Source organism: Billgrantia antri (genome assembly GCF_019430905.1).
Classification (GTDB): domain Bacteria; phylum Pseudomonadota; class Gammaproteobacteria; order Pseudomonadales; family Halomonadaceae; genus Halomonas; species Halomonas antri.
On record NZ_JAHYCA010000004.1, the window covers coordinates 137,592 to 154,156 of the forward strand.

15 protein-coding genes are annotated in these 16,565 nt (G+C 64.8%); 4 read left to right on the forward strand and 11 right to left on the reverse strand.

Annotated features, from left to right (window positions below; genetic code table 11):
• Positions 1-24: 24 nt before the first annotated feature.
• Together KPL81_RS12155 and KPL81_RS12160 are read right to left on the reverse strand one after the other, a co-directional pair.
• Positions 25-684, reverse strand: a complete 660-nt coding sequence (locus tag KPL81_RS12155) for a CoA transferase subunit B (protein WP_219792417.1) — start codon at positions 682-684, stop codon at positions 25-27.
• A 78-nt stretch (positions 685-762) separates the two neighbouring features.
• On the reverse strand, positions 763-1,464 hold the full coding sequence (locus KPL81_RS12160; RefSeq protein ID WP_209478227.1) for a CoA transferase subunit A: 702 nt from the start codon (positions 1,462-1,464) through the stop codon (positions 763-765).
• Positions 1,465-1,594: 130 nt separating this feature from the next.
• Here KPL81_RS12160 and KPL81_RS12165 point away from each other — a divergent pair, with 130 nt between their 5' ends.
• The 4 genes from KPL81_RS12165 (at position 1,595) to KPL81_RS12180 (ending at position 4,966) form a co-directional block, all read left to right on the forward strand.
• Complete coding sequence (locus KPL81_RS12165) at positions 1,595-2,485, forward strand: LysR family transcriptional regulator (RefSeq protein WP_219792418.1); 891 nt, start codon at positions 1,595-1,597, stop codon at positions 2,483-2,485.
• Positions 2,486-2,575: 90 nt separating this feature from the next.
• Entirely contained in the window at positions 2,576-3,445 is an 870-nt protein-coding gene (locus KPL81_RS12170; RefSeq protein WP_219792419.1) for an acyltransferase, read from the forward strand.
• On the forward strand, positions 3,394-4,338 hold the full coding sequence (locus KPL81_RS12175; RefSeq protein ID WP_219792420.1) for a LysM peptidoglycan-binding domain-containing protein: 945 nt from the start codon (positions 3,394-3,396) through the stop codon (positions 4,336-4,338). Before KPL81_RS12170 ends, KPL81_RS12175 begins: the two co-directional genes overlap by 52 nt.
• 31 nt (positions 4,339-4,369) lie before the next feature.
• Entirely contained in the window at positions 4,370-4,966 is a 597-nt protein-coding gene (locus KPL81_RS12180; RefSeq protein WP_240549220.1) for an alpha-ketoglutarate-dependent dioxygenase AlkB family protein, read from the forward strand.
• Between the two features lie 4 nt (positions 4,967-4,970).
• On the opposite strand, the gene KPL81_RS12185 is transcribed toward KPL81_RS12180, so the two are convergent.
• The 9 genes from KPL81_RS12185 to KPL81_RS12225 form a co-directional block, all read right to left on the reverse strand.
• Complete coding sequence (locus KPL81_RS12185) at positions 4,971-6,209, reverse strand: O-antigen ligase family protein (protein ID WP_219792422.1); 1,239 nt, start codon at positions 6,207-6,209, stop codon at positions 4,971-4,973.
• A 170-nt stretch (positions 6,210-6,379) separates the two neighbouring features.
• A complete protein-coding gene (gene glmS, locus KPL81_RS12190; RefSeq protein WP_219792423.1) occupies positions 6,380-8,230 on the reverse strand; it encodes a glutamine--fructose-6-phosphate transaminase (isomerizing) in 1,851 nt (616 codons plus the stop codon).
• Between the two features lie 138 nt (positions 8,231-8,368).
• Positions 8,369-10,336, reverse strand: coding sequence for a polysaccharide biosynthesis protein (locus tag KPL81_RS12195; RefSeq protein ID WP_219792424.1), 1,968 nt, complete (start codon positions 10,334-10,336; stop codon positions 8,369-8,371).
• 50 nt (positions 10,337-10,386) lie between these two features.
• Positions 10,387-11,568 (reverse strand): DegT/DnrJ/EryC1/StrS family aminotransferase, encoded by a 1,182-nt coding sequence (locus KPL81_RS12200; RefSeq protein ID WP_219792425.1) that lies wholly within the window; start codon positions 11,566-11,568, stop codon positions 10,387-10,389.
• Positions 11,568-12,278, reverse strand: a complete 711-nt coding sequence (locus tag KPL81_RS12205) for an acetyltransferase (protein WP_219792426.1) — start codon at positions 12,276-12,278, stop codon at positions 11,568-11,570. The genes KPL81_RS12200 and KPL81_RS12205 overlap by 1 nt, the downstream gene beginning before the upstream one ends.
• Complete coding sequence (locus tag KPL81_RS12210) at positions 12,271-12,867, reverse strand: sugar transferase (protein WP_219792427.1); 597 nt, start codon at positions 12,865-12,867, stop codon at positions 12,271-12,273. Before KPL81_RS12210 ends, KPL81_RS12205 begins: the two co-directional genes overlap by 8 nt.
• Positions 12,864-14,114, reverse strand: coding sequence for a glycosyltransferase family 4 protein (locus KPL81_RS12215; protein WP_219792428.1), 1,251 nt, complete (start codon positions 14,112-14,114; stop codon positions 12,864-12,866). The genes KPL81_RS12210 and KPL81_RS12215 overlap by 4 nt, the downstream gene beginning before the upstream one ends.
• Positions 14,115-14,125: 11 nt before the next feature.
• Complete coding sequence (locus KPL81_RS12220; protein ID WP_219792429.1) at positions 14,126-15,244, reverse strand: glycosyltransferase family 4 protein; 1,119 nt, start codon at positions 15,242-15,244, stop codon at positions 14,126-14,128.
• Positions 15,204-16,553, reverse strand: coding sequence for a hypothetical protein (locus KPL81_RS12225; RefSeq protein ID WP_219792430.1), 1,350 nt, complete (start codon positions 16,551-16,553; stop codon positions 15,204-15,206). The genes KPL81_RS12220 and KPL81_RS12225 overlap by 41 nt, the downstream gene beginning before the upstream one ends.
• Positions 16,554-16,565 lie beyond the last annotated feature (12 nt).

Consider the following 16,565-nt stretch of genomic DNA (forward strand, 5'->3'; position numbering starts at 1 on the left):
CTTTTGCAGTGGCGCCGCCCCTTATCAGTCGAAGGTCATTTCCGGCACGTGGTCGGGCACGACCAGCTTGCCGGCAGTCTTCTCGACGATTTCCTCGACGCTGACCCCCGGAGCGCGCTCCTTGAGGATGAAGGCACCGTTCTCGATTTCCAGATAGGCCAGATCGGTAAGCACGCGATTGATGCAGCCGGCACCGGTCAGCGGCAGGGTGCATTTTTCGAGCAGCTTGGATTCGCCATGCTTGGAGGCATGGGTCATGGTACAGATGATGTTCTCGGCACCGGCCACCAGGTCCATGGCACCCCCCATGCCCTTGATCAGTTTGCCAGGCACCATCCACGAGGCGATGTTGCCCTCCTGGTCGACCTCGAAGGCGCCGAGCACGGTGAGGTCGACATGACCGCCACGGATCATGGCGAAGGATTCGGCCGAATGGAAGATGGCCGCACCGGGCCGGGCCGTCACGGTCTGCTTGCCGGCGTTGATCATGTCCGGGTCGACCTCATCCTCGGTGGGGAAACGCCCCATGCCGAGCAAGCCGTTCTCCGATTGGAGCATCACGTCGATCCCCTCGGGGACGTAGTTGGCCACCAGGGTCGGGATACCGATACCCAGGTTGACGTAGAAGCCGTCCTTCAATTCCTGCGCCACGCGCTGTGCCATCTGTTCGCGAGTCAGTGCCATCTTGTTTGCCTCTTGTGTTCGGTGGAGAAGCGATTCATCGATGCCGGCCGTGAGCCGGCGCAACAACGGGAGAGGAGCTCAGCCCTCGCGTACGGTGCGCTTCTCGATACGCTTCTCGAAGGTGCCCTGGATGATGCGATCGACATAGATGCCCGGCGTATGGATCTGGTCGGGGCGCAACTCGCCCGGCTCGACGATCTCCTCGACCTCCACCACGGTGACCTTGCCGCAGGTGGCGGCCAGCGGGTTGAAGTTCTGTGCCGTGTCACGGTAGACCACGTTGCCGTAGCGATCGGCCTTCCAGCCTTTGACGATGGCGAAATCGGCGTGGAACGCCTCCTCGAGGATGTAGTGACGCCCGTTGAACTCGCGAACCTCCTTGCCTTCGCCGATCGGCGTGCCGTAGCCCGTAGCCGTGTAGAAAGCCGGGATACCTGCCCCGCCGGCGCGCATCTTCTCGGCCAGCGTCCCCTGCGGTGTCAGGATCACTTCGATCTCTTCGTTGAGCATCTGCTGCTCGAACAGGGCATTCTCCCCCACGTAGGAGGCGTAGAAGCGCTTGATCTGCTTGTCTTCGAGTAGCAGTCCCAGACCAAACCCGTCGACACCGCAGTTGTTGGAGATGACGGTGAGATCCTTGACGCCACGACGCTTGATCTCGGCAATCAAGTTTTCGGGTATGCCGCACAGGCCAAAGCCCCCGGCAACGACGGTCATGCCGCTCTCGATGCCAGCCATTGCCTCTTCGTAGGAGTACACGCGCTTGTCGAATCCGGACATCGCAAAGCCTCGTCTTGTTGTGAAGTGGGTAAATTGACGGTAGCAGACAGTGTTGACCTACCCCATATATTTGTTAAGTTTGTTTTTTTTATGAATTGATATGAATGACTTATAAAATGAGCCAAGCGACATGACCGTCAAGCAGTTGCGTGCCTTCCTTGCCGTGGCCCAGACCTTGAGCTTCACCCAGGCCTGCGAGCGACTGCATCTCTCCCAGCCGGCGCTGAGTCTGGCCATCAAGGGCCTGGAGGAGACCCTGGGCGGCCCGCTGCTGATTCGCAGCACGCGCAGCGTGCGCCTCACCCCGGAGGGCGAGACGCTGCTGCTACTGGCCAAGCGCCTGCTGGCCGACTGGGACAACACCGAGGAACTGCTGCGCCAGCGCTTTACCCTGCAGCTCGGTCGCGTGGCCCTGGCGGCGATGCCATCGGTCGCCTGCAATCGACTGCCTAGTGCCCTGCGCCGCTTTCGCGAACGCTTTCCGCGGGTCAACGTGACGGTGCATGACGTAATCAACGAGGAAGTGATCGACATGGTGCGCCGCCAGCAGGTCGAACTCGGTATCGCCTTCGAACCGGAAACCCGTGAGGGCATCGATTTCCTGCCGCTGTTCGACGACACCTTCGTCGCCGTCCTGCCTCCGGATTCCCCCTCGGCGACGGTCGACTCGATCGACTGGAAGACGCTGCTCGCGCACGACTTCATTACCCTGCAACGCCCCTCCATGGTGCGCATCCTGCTGGAACAGACACTGGCTCGACGGCATGCCGAGCTGCCGGTCGCCTTCGAGAGCCACCAGCTCGCCACGGTCGGTCGCATGGTGGCAAGCGGCCTGGGCGTCAGTGCCGTGCCCACGCTGTGTCGCGAACAGATGCATGAGCTCGGCGCCCGCTGCGTACCGCTCTACGAGCCGCAGATATGCCGCACCGTAGGCGTAGTGGTGAGTGCCGGACAGGAACTCTCCATCGCAGCACGTGCGCTCTTCGAAGTGCTACAGACGACACTGTGCGAGCCTTCCTAGTAAACCAGGTGCTGGGCAGCCTGAGCCTGATCCATTAGCATGTGCGGCTATTCGTCGATAAGTGTCATGACGCAACTCGAGGAGTCAGGAATGTCGACCCTGAAAGGGCTCGTCAGCGTACTGCTACTAGTGATCACCACCCTATTCTGGTCGGTCCCCCTGATTCTTCTTACGCTGCTCAAGCTGATAACACCGACACGTCCCTTGCGGTTGATCGTACTGCGCGGTCTCAATGGCGTGGCGCTGAACTGGATTGGCGCCAACCTGTGGTGGATGCGCCACTGGCTGAAGCCTCAGCTAAGCGTGAGCCTGCCCGCAGGGCTGTCGCCCGAACAGCGCTGGCTGGTAATCTCCAACCACCGCAGCTGGACCGACATCTTCATGCTGCTCATGGTCCTGCACCGGCGCATTCCAATGCCGCGCTTCTTCCTCAAGCAGCAGCTTATCTGGATCCCCATCGTAGGACTCGCCTGGTGGGCGCTCGAGTACCCTTTCATGCGCCGCTACAGCCGCGCGCAGATCGAGCGCAACCCACGCCTTGCGCACATCGACCGCCAGGAGACAGAGCGCCTGTGCGAGCGTGCCCGCGAGATGCCGCTGGCCATCTTCAACTTCGTTGAAGGCACACGATTTACCCCGGCCAAGCGCGCTGCGCAGAATAGTCCCTTTCGCCATCTGCTACGGCCCAAGGCCGGCGGTGTCGCTCAGGTACTGAGCCTGCTCGGTGAGCAGCTCGACGGTATCCTCGATGTCACGCTGCATTATGCCAACCCCGATCCGACTTTCTGGGGTTTCTTGTGTGGACGCGAAGGACCGATAACGCTCGAAGCCCGCCGTATCGAGGTACCGGGCTGGATGCTCGACAGTCACTACCACGACGACCCGCACTACAAGGAATGCTTCCACTCATGGCTCAACGCCCTGTGGCAGGAAAAAGACCAGGCGCTCGAATCGCGCTGACATTGCTCTATGTGCTGTCGTTGCTCGCACTCGCCGGCTGCGCCGCGCCCGGCGGCGAGGTCCACCGCAGCGGCGACCCCGGCATCGCCGGTAATTGGGTCGTGATACAGCGCGGCGACACGCTCGGCAGCATTGCGGCACGCGCTGACGTGCCGCTGGCCCGTTTGCAACGCTTCAATCCCGATGCCAACCCCAACCGTCTGGCGGTCGGCCAACGGCTCCTGGTCCCGACACAGCAGGAGCGGGCTCCTTCCGGCGGCCCCTACCGTTACCAGATACGACCCGGCGATACGTTCTCGGCGATCGCGCGGCGCTTCGGCACCACGCCGGCGCGCATCCAATCGGCCAACCGCGGAGTCGAGCCGACGCGCCTGCGCGTCGGACAGATCGTCCAGGTGCCGCTGCGCGGCTCGACTGCGACCGCCGCCGCCTCGCCTACTGCCAGCCGTCGCTCCGGCACCGGCACGGCCAGCGCCCCGGCGCGCCCCAGCAATACGCCTTCCGCTGCAGTACCGAACTCGGCACGCAACTGGCCTTGGCCCCTGGAGGATTATCGTATCGTCCGTGCCTATGGCACCGACAGCCGCGGCACGCTGCAGCCCATGCTGCTGGCTACCAGCCGCGGTGCTCGAGCCAAGGCGGTCGCTGACGGTGACGTTCGTTTCGCCGGCAGCATGCGTCAGCTCGGTCGCGTGGTGATCGTGCACCATGCCGGCAATCTGCAGAGCGTCTATGCGCTGTGCGACACGCTGCTGGTGGACGACGGAGCACGTGTCAGCCGCGGCACGCCGTTGTGTGAAGTCGGTTTCAGCAATGCCACGGAACGCTTCGACCTGCTGTTCGACATGCGCCTTGGCGGCAAGCCGATCGACCCACGCCGGGTACTGCGCTAGCGCGATGGCCATGCCGACCTGGGAGCGCTTGATGGCAACCCCACCGCTGTATCGCTGTCGAGGCGTGCTGGGAGAGCCCACAGCCAGCGAAATCCTGGCCAGGCTGGATACGGAGCTGGAGTGGCAGCGTCCACGCCTGCGACTGTACGGCCGCGAACACCCGATCCCGCGGGGCCAGGTATGGATGGGCGAACCCGAAGCGCGTTATCGCTACTCGGGGCGTGACTTCACGCCGCTGCCCTGGCACCCGGATGTCGCTGCCCTGCACGAGCGGGTCGATACACTGCTGAGGGCTCGGGGCATCGACGCCGGCTTCAACAGCGTCCTGCTAAACCGCTATGCCGACGGTGGCGAACGCATGGGCTGGCACAGCGACGACGAGCCGGAACTCGGCGAGACCCCCGTCATCGCCGCCGTCACGTTGGGCAGCGAACGACCGTTGCGGTTTCGCTGGAAGCACGGCGGCAGCCAGCCCTTCAATATCTGGCTCCCCCACGACAGCCTGCTGCTGATGGGCCCAGGCTGCCAGGCGAGCCTGCAGCACGCCTTGCTGCCAAGGCGCATCCCCGGGCTGCGTATCAGCCTTACCTTTCGCCGCGTTCAGCCCAGCGTCGATCCTCGCCGTTGAGCGCTTAACGAGCCTGGCGATAGAGTCCCCACAGGATCGTGATCAGCAAGGCATAGACCAACCCGCCAACAGGATAAGCAAGAAAACTGTAGGTCAAGCCGAAGTCGATAAAGGCGACCGGTACCAAGGTGCCCGCCACCGCCAGTGCCCGCTGCTCGCCCGAACCGGCACCGACACCGCGAGCAAAAAGCCACAGCGGCGTGAAATAGAGCGCCAGCAGCGCCAGCAGGCCCGGCAAACCTCGCTTGACCCAGGCATCGAGGATGTCGTTGTGGGCATGCCAGAAACGCCCCAGCGCGGGATCCTGTTCCCCCTCCGCGCCGCGCTCGCGCATGGCAGCCTGGTAGCCGCTGGCTCCCCAGCCCAGCAATGGGCGCTCCAGTATCAGCTGTGAAGAGCCCCGCCACATTTCCAACCGGGCGCTGACCGATGTCATCTCGTCATCGCCCGCCACGTACTGGCGTAGACTATTGACGGCGTTGTCGACCCGAGTGGCCACGCCGGTCTGCGGCATGGCATACAGACTGCCCAGCAGTGCCATCAACGCCGCCACGAGCGTGACCCGCCACCCCAGCGGCAGACGACGACCGTGGCCACGGTAGAGCACCCAGATGGCGAGCGGCAAGCCGATCCACCCCCCCCGGGAACCGGACAGTGCCGAGGTCAGCAACCCCGCCAGACCGCCCACGATCAGTAGCAGCGACCAGGGCCAGCGCTCGCGCCGGGCAAATGACCAGCTCAAGCCCGCGAAACACAGCAAGCCCATCAACAACCCAAGGTTGCCGAACAGAATGGCATGCAGTGGCTCATGTCCGTTGGCACGCGCCGTGCCCTCGGCAATGCGCTGCCACAGGGCCCACCCACTCGCTGCCAGGCTGCCCAGTGCCAGGCCGGCCCAGAGCCAGGTAGCGCGAATCCTGGCCCTGGCAAATGCCAACAGGGTGACCATGGCCAGCGCAAAAGGCCAGGCATTCTCCATGCCGGAGCTGCCCTCGCCATGAAGCAGGAGCATGCCGATCCAGGTCAGCCCCTGCAGCCCCATAGCGACCACGAGGAGAAGGTCCTCGCGACGCGGAAACGCGTCGACTTGCCCTTCCTCGCCGACCAGCCAGGCTGCCGCCAGCAGCAGCACTGGCACAAGCACCAGCCCCTGCCACGGCAACACCAGCATGGTCGCTCCCAGGGTGAGCATGGCCAAGGCCGACAACCAGGCCTGGCACAGCCCTTTCCCGCTTCGCGGCATGGTCCTGGGAAGAGGTCGATAAGAATTTTCTTCAATCATGGCAATGGCTCATCCGTTGATACGCTGCCGTCCACGGTGCCCGGGCATCGGCCCTCCTGGCTCCCCTGACGCCGTGCTTGATAAGAATACCTCACATGATAGCGGAAACGACGCCCACCCCAACCGATTCCTCACTCCACGGTGACGGACTTGGCCAGGTTGCGCGGTTGATCGACATCGGTCCCACGTGCGACCGCCACGTGATAGGCGAGCAGCTGCAGCGGCAAGGTATAGACGATGGGAGCCAGAAAGCGGCAGCAGCCCGGTACCTTGACCACCGTCATGCCTTCCTCCTGCTCCAGGCCGCTTTCCGGATCGGCAAAGACCAGCAGTTGACCGCCGCGCGCCCTGACCTCCTGGAGATTGGACTTGAGCTTGTCGATCAGCTCGTCCAGCGGTGCCAGTGCCACCACCGGCATGCTGCCATCGATCAACGCCAGTGGGCCATGCTTGAGCTCCCCGGCGGGATAGGCCTCGGCATGGATGTAAGAAATCTCCTTGAGCTTGAGCGCTCCCTCAAGGGCGATCGGCATCTGTGCACCACGCCCCAGAAATAGCGTATGGCGGTAGTCGACGAAGCGTTGGGCCAAGGCCGCGATCTCGCCATCGAGTTGCAGCGTGTCGCCCAGCAGGGTCGGCAAATAGCGCAGGCGATGCACCAGCCTGGCGGTGAGGTCCCGGTCGCCGCCACGCAACTGCCGCAGCGCCAGCGCCACCAGCATCAACGAGGTCAACTGGGTGGTATAGGCCTTGGTCGAGGCCACGCCGATCTCGGGGCCGGCATGGGTCATCAGGCTGAGGTCGGATTCGCGCACCAGGGAGCTTCCTGGCACGTTGCAGATCGCCAGTGCCCCGACATAGTTTTCATCCTGGCGCTTGCGTGCATGACGCAACGCGGCCAAGGTATCGGCCGTTTCACCCGATTGCGACAGGGTCAGGAGCAGCGTACCCGCGGGAGCCACCACGTCACGGTAACGATATTCCGAGGCAATTTCCGCTTGGCACGGCACGCCGGCCAGCGTCTCGATCCAGTAGCGGGCCACCATGGCCGCGTGGTAACTGGTGCCACAAGCGACGAGATGGATCTGGCGGGTCTTGCCCAGGAGCTGGCGGGCCTGGGGGCCAAAGGCTTCGATCAACACCTGGTCACTGCCCAGCCGCCCCTCCAGGGCGTTGGCCACGGCTACCGGCTGTTCATGGATCTCCTTGAGCATGTAGTGCTCGAACTCACCCTTGCCGACCGCCTGATCGCCATGCTCATAGCGCAGCACTTCGCGAACCACCGGGGCGCGCCGCCCGTCGGCGTCGAGGCCGTACACGACACAACCGTCACGCGTGGCCTCGACCAGATCGCCATCTTCCAGGTAGAGAAAGCGATCGGTTGCCTTTAGCAAGGCCAGAGGGTCCGAGCCCAGGTAGCAGCCCTGTCCGCTGATGCCCACCACCAACGGGCTGCCGTGGCGCGCGCCCACGACGCGATCGGGCCGCTCGGCATCGATCACGCCCAGGGCATAGGCGCCTTCGAGCCGTTCAACCACCGCTTCGACGGCCTGCAGCAGATCGCCCCGGTCGCGCAGTTCACGTTCGATGAGATGCGCCACGACCTCGGTGTCGGTCTGGGAGGTAAAGGCGTAGCCGTCGGCGGCAAGTTCGGCCTTGAGCGAGTGGTGATTCTCGATGATGCCATTGTGCACGACGGCGATGCGCCCCGACACGTGAGGATGAGCATTGTCCTGGCTGGGCTCGCCGTGTGTCGCCCAGCGGGTATGGGCCACTCCCGTCATGCCCGTCAAAGGTGACGTCGACAGCAGTTGCTCCAGCGCCGCGACCTTGCCCACCTCACGGGCACGGCCTAGCTTGCCGGGTGCCTCCACCAGGGCGACACCGGCCGAATCATAACCCCGGTATTCGAGGCGCTTGAGGCCTTCCATCAGAATGGGCAGGACGTTGTCCGCCCCCACTGCAGCTACGATGCCACACATGTTCTCTTCTCCATGAACGGTGCCACGACCGTGGGCCGTGATGCACTCTCTAGGGCAATCAAATCGCTAGGCGATGCATCGGTTGCGATGAGACCGGCTGGCGGCCGTCCCGGGCCGACAAGGCGATCGCCGCGACAGCTACTTGTGCCGTTCCAGCACTGGCCGCAGCGGCATCACGGCCACGTTGGAGGCCATCGGTGGCGCTTCGCGGCGGCGCTTCTCCTGCCACACCAGGTCGACGATTTCACCCTCCGGGCGATACGCCGTCGGCGCCTCCAGCAGCAGTTGCCGAATGTCGTCGTGCTGAAAGTGGCGACAGGCCTCGAACAATCGATCGAGCAAGCCTTCGAGCCGCGGCCACTCCCACAGCACCTCCTGGGCCGTCATGATGCGCGGGTGCGAGGTCGCCGCGACGTCGTCGCCCACCAGCAGCTCCTCATAGAGCTTCTCCCCCGGTCGTAGGCCGCTATAGGCGATGGCGATGTCGCCATCGGGGTTATGTTCGTCGCGAACCTTCAGCCCCGATAGCCGAACCATCTGTCGCGCCAGATCGGCGATGCGCACGGGTTCGCCCATGTCAAGAACGAAGACGTCCCCGCCCCGCGCCATGGCGCCAGCCTGGATGACCAACTGGGCCGCCTCGGGGATGGTCATGAAAAAGCGGGTGATGTCCGGGTGGGTCACGGTGATCGGCCCACCCGCCTGGATCTGTTCACGAAACAGCGGCACTACCGAGCCGCTGGAGCCCAGCACATTGCCGAAGCGCACCATGCAAAAGCGAGTGGTGTCCTGATGCTTGGCGAAGGCCTGGCAGATGAGTTCGGCCAAGCGCTTGGTGGTGCCCATCACGTTGGTCGGCCGCACCGCCTTGTCGGTGGACACCAGCACGAAGCTCTCGACCCCGGCCTCCATTGCCGCACGGGCGGTCGAGAGCGTGCCAAAGACATTGTTCTGTACCCCCTCGACCACGTTGTGCTCGACCATCGGCACGTGCTTGTACGCCGCCGCATGGTAGACGGTCTGCACCTCGAAAGCCTTCATCATGGTGGTCAACCGCTTGCGATGCTGCACCGAACCGAGCAACGCTTCGATGCCCACCTCCAGCCCCTCGTCCTTGGCGACGCGGCGCAGCTCCTGCTCGATGCGATAGAGGGCGAACTCGGAAATCTCCAGCAGCAGCAACCGCCTGGGGCCATGGCGCAGCAGCTGACGGCACAGTTCGGAGCCGATGGAGCCTCCTGCCCCCGTGACCAGCACCACCTTGTCGCGAATGTTGGCTTCCATCAGCGTGGGATTGGCGGGCACCGGATCGCGCCCGAGCAGATCCTCCACCGCCACGTCGCGGACCTCGCTGATCCTGGCGCGACCGGTCACCACATCGACCACGCCGGGAATGGTCTGTACCGGGAAGCCCTGCGGCTCAAGCTCGGCAAGGATTTCGCGCCGCCGAGCCCGGTTGACGCTGGGCATGGCCAGCAGCACGCGCTCGGCGCCATAGGTATCGGCCAGGTAGCCGAGCTGGCGTGGCGGGTAGACCTTGAGTCCCTCGATATAGGTGTTCTGCAGGCTCACCGCATCGTCGACGAAGGCAAGCGGCAGGTACTCCTCGCCGTGGCTGAGCGATACCGCCAGCTGTCGGCCAGCCGCCCCGGCACCGTAGATCACCACGCGCGGCTTGTGACGGATCTGACTGCGCAGGTAAATGGCACGAAGTCCGAAGCGCACCCCGCCGATGGTGAGCAATGCCAGCATGGCGTAGATGAAAGGGACGCTGCGTGGAATGCCCAGCGCGAAGAGATAGCTGGCCAGCGGCAGCGAAAGTGCCGACACCACCACACCGATGACCACGGCACGTATCGCCTTCGGCCCCAGATAGCGGATCACCGCACGATAGAAGCCGAGCCGCACGTAGATCGCCAGGCTCAGCGGAATCATCACCACCAGGGCCATCCAGGTCTGTGCTTCGGCCAGCGGCGCCCAGCTCTCCAGGCGCAGCAGCATGGCCAACAGAAAGCTGGTGGCGATCAGCACACAGTCGACCACCAGCTGGATGGTGCGTTTCTGCCGTCTGGGCAGGCGGAACAGGGATTGGAGCAGGTTTCGCATATCGTCTCTCCATGACCGCGGGCGCCGACGCGCCCGCCTGATTCCTGGCGTCAGGCGCCGGCCTGCGCCATGATCTCTTCGAGTACCGCACAGGTACGCGCGATCTCATCCTCGGTCAGCGTCGGGTGACAGAGGAACATAAGGCTGGTCTCGCCCAACTCGCGGGCAACGGGAAGCGGTGCTGCGGGTCGCCAGCCGGTGCCCTCGAAAGCTTTCTCGCGGTACACCTCCGAGCAGGAGCCGGTAAAGCACGGCACCCCGGCGGCATTGATCGCGGCCATGATGCGATCGCGATCCCAGTCTGCCGCCAGCCGCTCAGGTTCGACGAAGACATAGCACTTGTAGGCGGCGTGGTCGCAGTGCGGCGGCACCTCGGGCACGCGCAGGCCGGGGCAACCGGCAGCTGCCTGCCAGATTCGCTGCGCATTGGCCTGCCGCGCAGCCTTCCAGCGCGGCATTCGCTCGAGCTGGATGCGCCCGATGGCGGCCTGCATCTCGGTAAGCCGCCAATTGGTGCCGAAACTCTCATGCAGCCAGCGGAAGCCTGGTGGATGCTCGCGCTCGTAGACCGCCTCCCAGCTCTTGCCGTGATCCTTGAACGCCCACATACGACGCCACAGCTTAGGGTCGCTGGTCGTGACCATCCCCCCTTCGCCGCCGGTAGTCATGATCTTGTCCTGGCAGAACGACCAGCAGCCGACATGACCGATGCTGCCCACGCTTTTGCCGCGGTAGCGCGCCCCATGCGCCTGGGCGCAGTCCTCGATCACGTAGAGCCCATGGTGCTCGGCCAGCGCCATGAGTGCATCCATCTCGCAGGGCCAGCCGGCGAGGTGCACGGCGACGATCGCCCGGGTGCGCGGCGTGATCTTCTCGGCAACGCTCGCGGCGGTTACGTTCTGCGAGTCACGGTCGACATCGGCGAAGACCGGCTTGGCGCCGGAGGTGACGATGCTCGAGGCCGAGGCCAGGAAAGTACGCGACGTGACGATCACCTCGTCGCCCGGGTCCTCTCCGATGCCAAGACCGCGCAGGGCGAGGTCCAGGGCGACGGTGCCATTGGCCACGGCAATGGCGAATTCGCTCTCGGCAAAGCGGGCAAATTCACGCTCGAACTGGCGGCACTCTTCACCGGTCCAGTAGTTGACCCGATTGGAAAGCAGCACGCGAGTCACCGCGTCCGCCTCTTCGCGGGTGTAGTCGGGCCAGGGAGAAAAGGGTCCGTTGAGCATCAGGTTCTTCCTTGCGGTGAAAGCGGCTCGAAGCGCAGCACGTTCGACCCACTGGGAAGCGTGTCGTCGTCACCCTGAGCCGACGCCAGCGGGCGTGCCGGCACGCCGGCGACGACAAGGTTGCCATCGATATCGGAGACCACGGCCGCCCCGGCACCGACCATCACGGCCTCGCCGATGGCCACGCCCTGGCGCACCACGGCACCGGCACCGACCCAACTGGTACGGCCGATCTCCACGTCACCGGCCACGTTGGCGCCCGGCGCCACGTGTACGCAGGCCCCCAGCCGGCAGTCATGATCGACGGTGGCGGCCGTGTTGACGATGGAGCCCATGCCGAGCTCGGCAAAGGCATTGATGATGGCGCCGGCCATGACCACGCAGCCCGGTGCGAGACGGGCCATCGGGCTGATGGTGGCACGCGGATGCACCAGCGAGACGATCCTGGCACCCTGCGACAGCAAGGCCTCGAGCTTGGCCTCGCGCACCGCGTTGTGGCCGATGGCCACCACCACGCCCTCGAAGCGAGACAGCTCGTTGAGCAGCATCGGCAGCGTGCCTTTCACCTCCCAGTGCTCATGCCGGGTCTTGTCCGGCCAGGCATCGTCGTAGAAGACCAGATCCTGCCAACCGGCCTGGATGGCAATGTCCGCGACCACCTTGCCGTGGCCGCTGGCCCCAAGAATGGCGAGACGACGGCGATTACTCATGATGACCTCCACGGAATCTCGGCATGGCGACATCACCGTCATGGGCGATTCCATCGCGAACCAGCACCTTCTTCACCGTCAGCAGCAGGATACGCAGGTCGAGCCACAGCGAGCGGTGGTCGACATACCACACGTCGAGCTCGAACTTCTGCTCCCAGGAGAGCGCATTGCGGCCGTTGACCTGGGCCCAGCCGGTCACACCCGGGCGCACCTCGTGACGCCGGGCCTGGCGAGTCGTGTAGAGCGGCAGGTATTCCATCAACAAGGGCCGTGGACCGACCAGGCTCATGTCGCCCTTGAGCACGTTCCACAGCTCCGGCAGTTCGTCGAGGCTGCTGGCGCGTAGCCGCTGGCCCAATGGGGTCAGGCGCTCCGCATCGGGTAGCGGTTTGCCGTCGCGATCGACGGCATCGCGCATGGTGCGGAACTTGATCATCTCGAAGGCCTGGCCATGGAGCCCAGGTCTGGTCTGGCGAAACAGCACCGGCGAGCCAAGCCTCAGGCGCACCAGCAGCGCCAGCGTAAGGAGCAGCGGCGCGAGCAGCAGCAGCGCCACCAGGGAAACCACGATGTCGAACAGTCGCTTCATTGCTTCTCATCCATGACGTCGTTCATGATGCCGGCCAGCCGCTCGGCCAGGATTCGGTAGTCGTAGACGGCTTCCACATGCGCCCGGCCCGCCTGTCCCATGCGGGCGCGCTCCGCGGTCGGCAGTGCCACCAGCCGCTTGATCGCTTCGGCCAGGGCCAGCGGATCCTCGGGCGGCACGGTGATACCGGCTCCCGCCTCGGCAACCGGATCGTTGATCGCCGCCGAAGCGATGATCACCGGGCGCCCCGCGGCCATGTAGTCGAACAGCTTGTTCATGCTGATGCCGAAGCGGTAGAGCCGCGGCAGGTCGCGCACCGTGATGACGAAGGCATCCGCCTCGCGGGCCACTGCCGGAATGTCGCGCTTGGGCACCGGCGGTTCGAAGCGCACCCAGCGACCGTCGAGCTCGAGTCTGCTGGCCTGACGCATCAGTTCTTGCTTGCCCGGCCCGTCGCCGATCAGGCGCAATTGCACCGGCACCTGGCCTGCGGGACTGTCCGCCTTGACGAGCGCCATGGCCTCCAGCAGATCGGCAAGCCCGTTGGCCTCGCCGTGGCTGCCGAAGTACATCAGCGACAGCGGCAGCTCGGGAGGGCGCTCTGCCGGCGGGCCTGGCTCGGGAAACTCGGCCAGATCGACGCCGTTGGAGAGCCACACCACCCGCTCTTCCGGCACGCCCAGCGGAGCGATGTAGTCCACCGCACGCGGCAGCAGGGTCAGCACGCGCTGCGCACGCCTGTAGAGGAAGGTTTCCAGCGCACGCAGCGCGCGCGTCATGGCTGCGCCCTCCCGTAACCGGCCCATGTCGATCAGGGTCTGGGGCCACAGGTCGCGCACCTCGAACACGAATGGCACGCGGTGGCGACGCGCCAGCCACCATCCGGCCAAGGCAGCGAAAGGATGCACGCTCGAGCCAACGATCAAGTCGGGTCGCTCGAGCCCGGCCAGGCGCGTCGGCCGCAGCGCCTGGCAGGCATACTCCAGCATGTTCTTCATGCGCCCACCGCCGTTGCCGCGGTAGCTCGAGGTCCGCAGCCACAGGAAGTTCACCCCGTCGATGGTCTCCAGCCGCCACGATTCGTCCTTCGTCAGGCGCTGCTCACCGCTGGGATGGTCGACGCTGGAAGCGATCAGCGTGGCTTTCCAGCCATGTGCCGGCAGGTGACGGGCAAGCTGATAGTGACGTGCCCCGCCGGCCGCATCGGGGTGCTTGGCATAGTGATTCAGGATCCAGACGTGTCTCATGAGGTCCTCGGTCAGCGGGCAAGGGCGCGGTAAGTGTCCAGCAGCTTGCGTTCCTCCTGCTGCCAGTTGTAACGCTCGACCACGGCCCGCTGGCCATTCCTGCCCATCTCACGGGCACGTTCGGGATGGCTCACGATATAGTTGATCGCCCCGGCGATTGCGTCGGGGTCGAGGGGATCGACGCACAGCCCGCAGTCGCTGCCTTCCACGATCTCTCGCCATAGCGGGAAGTCCGATGCGATCACCGGCAGTCCCGCACTCATGTACTCGAACATCTTCACCGGTAGCGCATCGAGGTAGTTGACGATCGGGTGCAGCGTGACCAAGCCGGCGACCGAGCTGGCCATGACCCGACGCACGCCGGCGCGATCGAGATAGCCGTGTGCCTCGACCTGCGCCCAGCCGGCATAGGTCATCACCTCCTGTTCCAGGGCCAGCGTCTTGAAGTCGCCGGCGAGCTGCAGCCGGCACCCCTGCTCGACCTTTTCCATCGCTCGGATGACCTCGCGGATGCCGCGTACCTCGGCGATGCCGCCGACATAACACACCGACAGCGACTCGCCCGGGCTGGCACTCAAGCGAGCGTCGGGCGCACCGTCCAGCTCGCCGAGCATCGGAAAGTTGTTGACGTCCACCACCTGGGGGTGGAACTCGTTGAAGCGATCACGAATGTGAGGTGTTGCCGCCACGATGGCATCGAACTGGCGACAGGCTTGCCGCTGGTACGTCTCGACAGCGCGGGACAGCACCTGCCGCGTGAGCTTGCCGAGATAGTGCTTGGCCAGCATCTGGCGCGGCAGATCCTCATGGGCGTCGTAGACCACACGCTTGCCCAGACGCTTGAGACGACGCCCCACCGGCATCAGCTCGGGGTCGTGCAGGTGATAGAGATCGGCATCTAGATGCCTGGCCTGCTCGAAGACGCGACGCGTGGTCTTCACGACACGGTTGAGGCGCCCGGGCAGTTGCCCGACATCGACGATGGCGACCCCATCACGCTCCTCGTCTCCCTCACCATCGGCGACGACCAGCGTCACCGAATAGCCACCGGCGGCCAGCGACCGGCACTGCTTGTGGAAGATCCGAGTGTCATAGCGCGGATGAGCGGAGGTCAGGTGTGCCACTTTCATTATCGTTGCGTCCTTGTAGGTTCCTTGCAGCGTCATGCTGCCCCGTTTCGTCGCGGTGATGACCGGCCGTCTCGACCGGCCGCGTATCAGAGGTGTCGCGCTCCCTGCCGGAGGCGACGAGGGCATTGGCATAGGCGCCCCAGCCAAGCGCCGGCAGCGGCCAGAACACCGGCTTGGCCAGCACCATCAGCAGCAGGCAGACAAAATTTAGTGAGAAGGCGAACACCCAGCCGGCGCCGCGGTCGCCGAGGAAAAGCAAGCGATAGGCGGCGGCAGCGAAGGCGGAGAGTGTCAAGCCGACATAGAGGGTGAAACCCAGCAGCCCGTAGTTGACCCAGGCCGACAACATGCTGTGGGCATAGCCTCCGGTGACCTCTGCCGAGGCGATATGCCCGCCGAAGCGGCCCAACACCGGGCTGGTAAGAATTTGCTCCACGGCTCGCTGCCCGAGGTTCTGGCGCGCCAGCCAGGAGCTGGTTCCCGACAGGTCGAAGATCTGCAATTGTCGGCTGCCCGACAGGGCCTCGAACTGACTCACCACCAGCGCCATGAGCACCCCGACGACTGCCAGCAGCGTCAGCATGTACTTGACGCTCATGCCTGCCCACAGCATCAGCAGCAGCGCCGAGAGCGCCAGGAAGGCGTAGAGTTCCGAGCGCGCCCCCAGCACGAACATGACGAACGCGCCGACCACAATCAGCGCAGCACGGACCACGGCCCGTTCACTGACGGCGATCAGAAACACCAGTAGCACCAGGGCGCTGCGGGCGTAGCCTTGATAGGTAGAGACACTGTCTCCTACCTCGGCTTCGGCCTCGATCATGCGCCGGGCGAAGAACATCCACTGACCGGTGGTGGCCACATGCAACGCCAGGTAGCCGGCGATGAGCACGAAGGCGATCCAGAAGGCGCGCGCCAGCCGCGGCGAGTCGAGCGGCACGCGATAGCCCAGCAAGAACAGCACCAGCCACAGGACCAGGGTCTCGACGGTCTGGACCAGTGCCGCCTGCATCACGCTGCCTCCGGTCAGGCCGTAGTTGACCGCCGACCACAGCAGCACATAGACAAAGAAGCTCAGCGTCACCAGCGCATAGCCGCGGGTAGCGGACGACAGGACGAACAGCTGGGACGGCAGTAGCGCGCAGTAGACGATGAACATCAGCACCGACACCACCCCGAACAGGCCGCCCAGCACCGCCGGGATCATCCCCATCGCCACCAGGGTGTGGTAGAGGATGAAGCCCGGAAAGAGCACGAAGAAGCCGATGGCAGAAGCGCGCGTCGTCAGCGCATCACCGGACAGGACCATGCGAGACTCCTG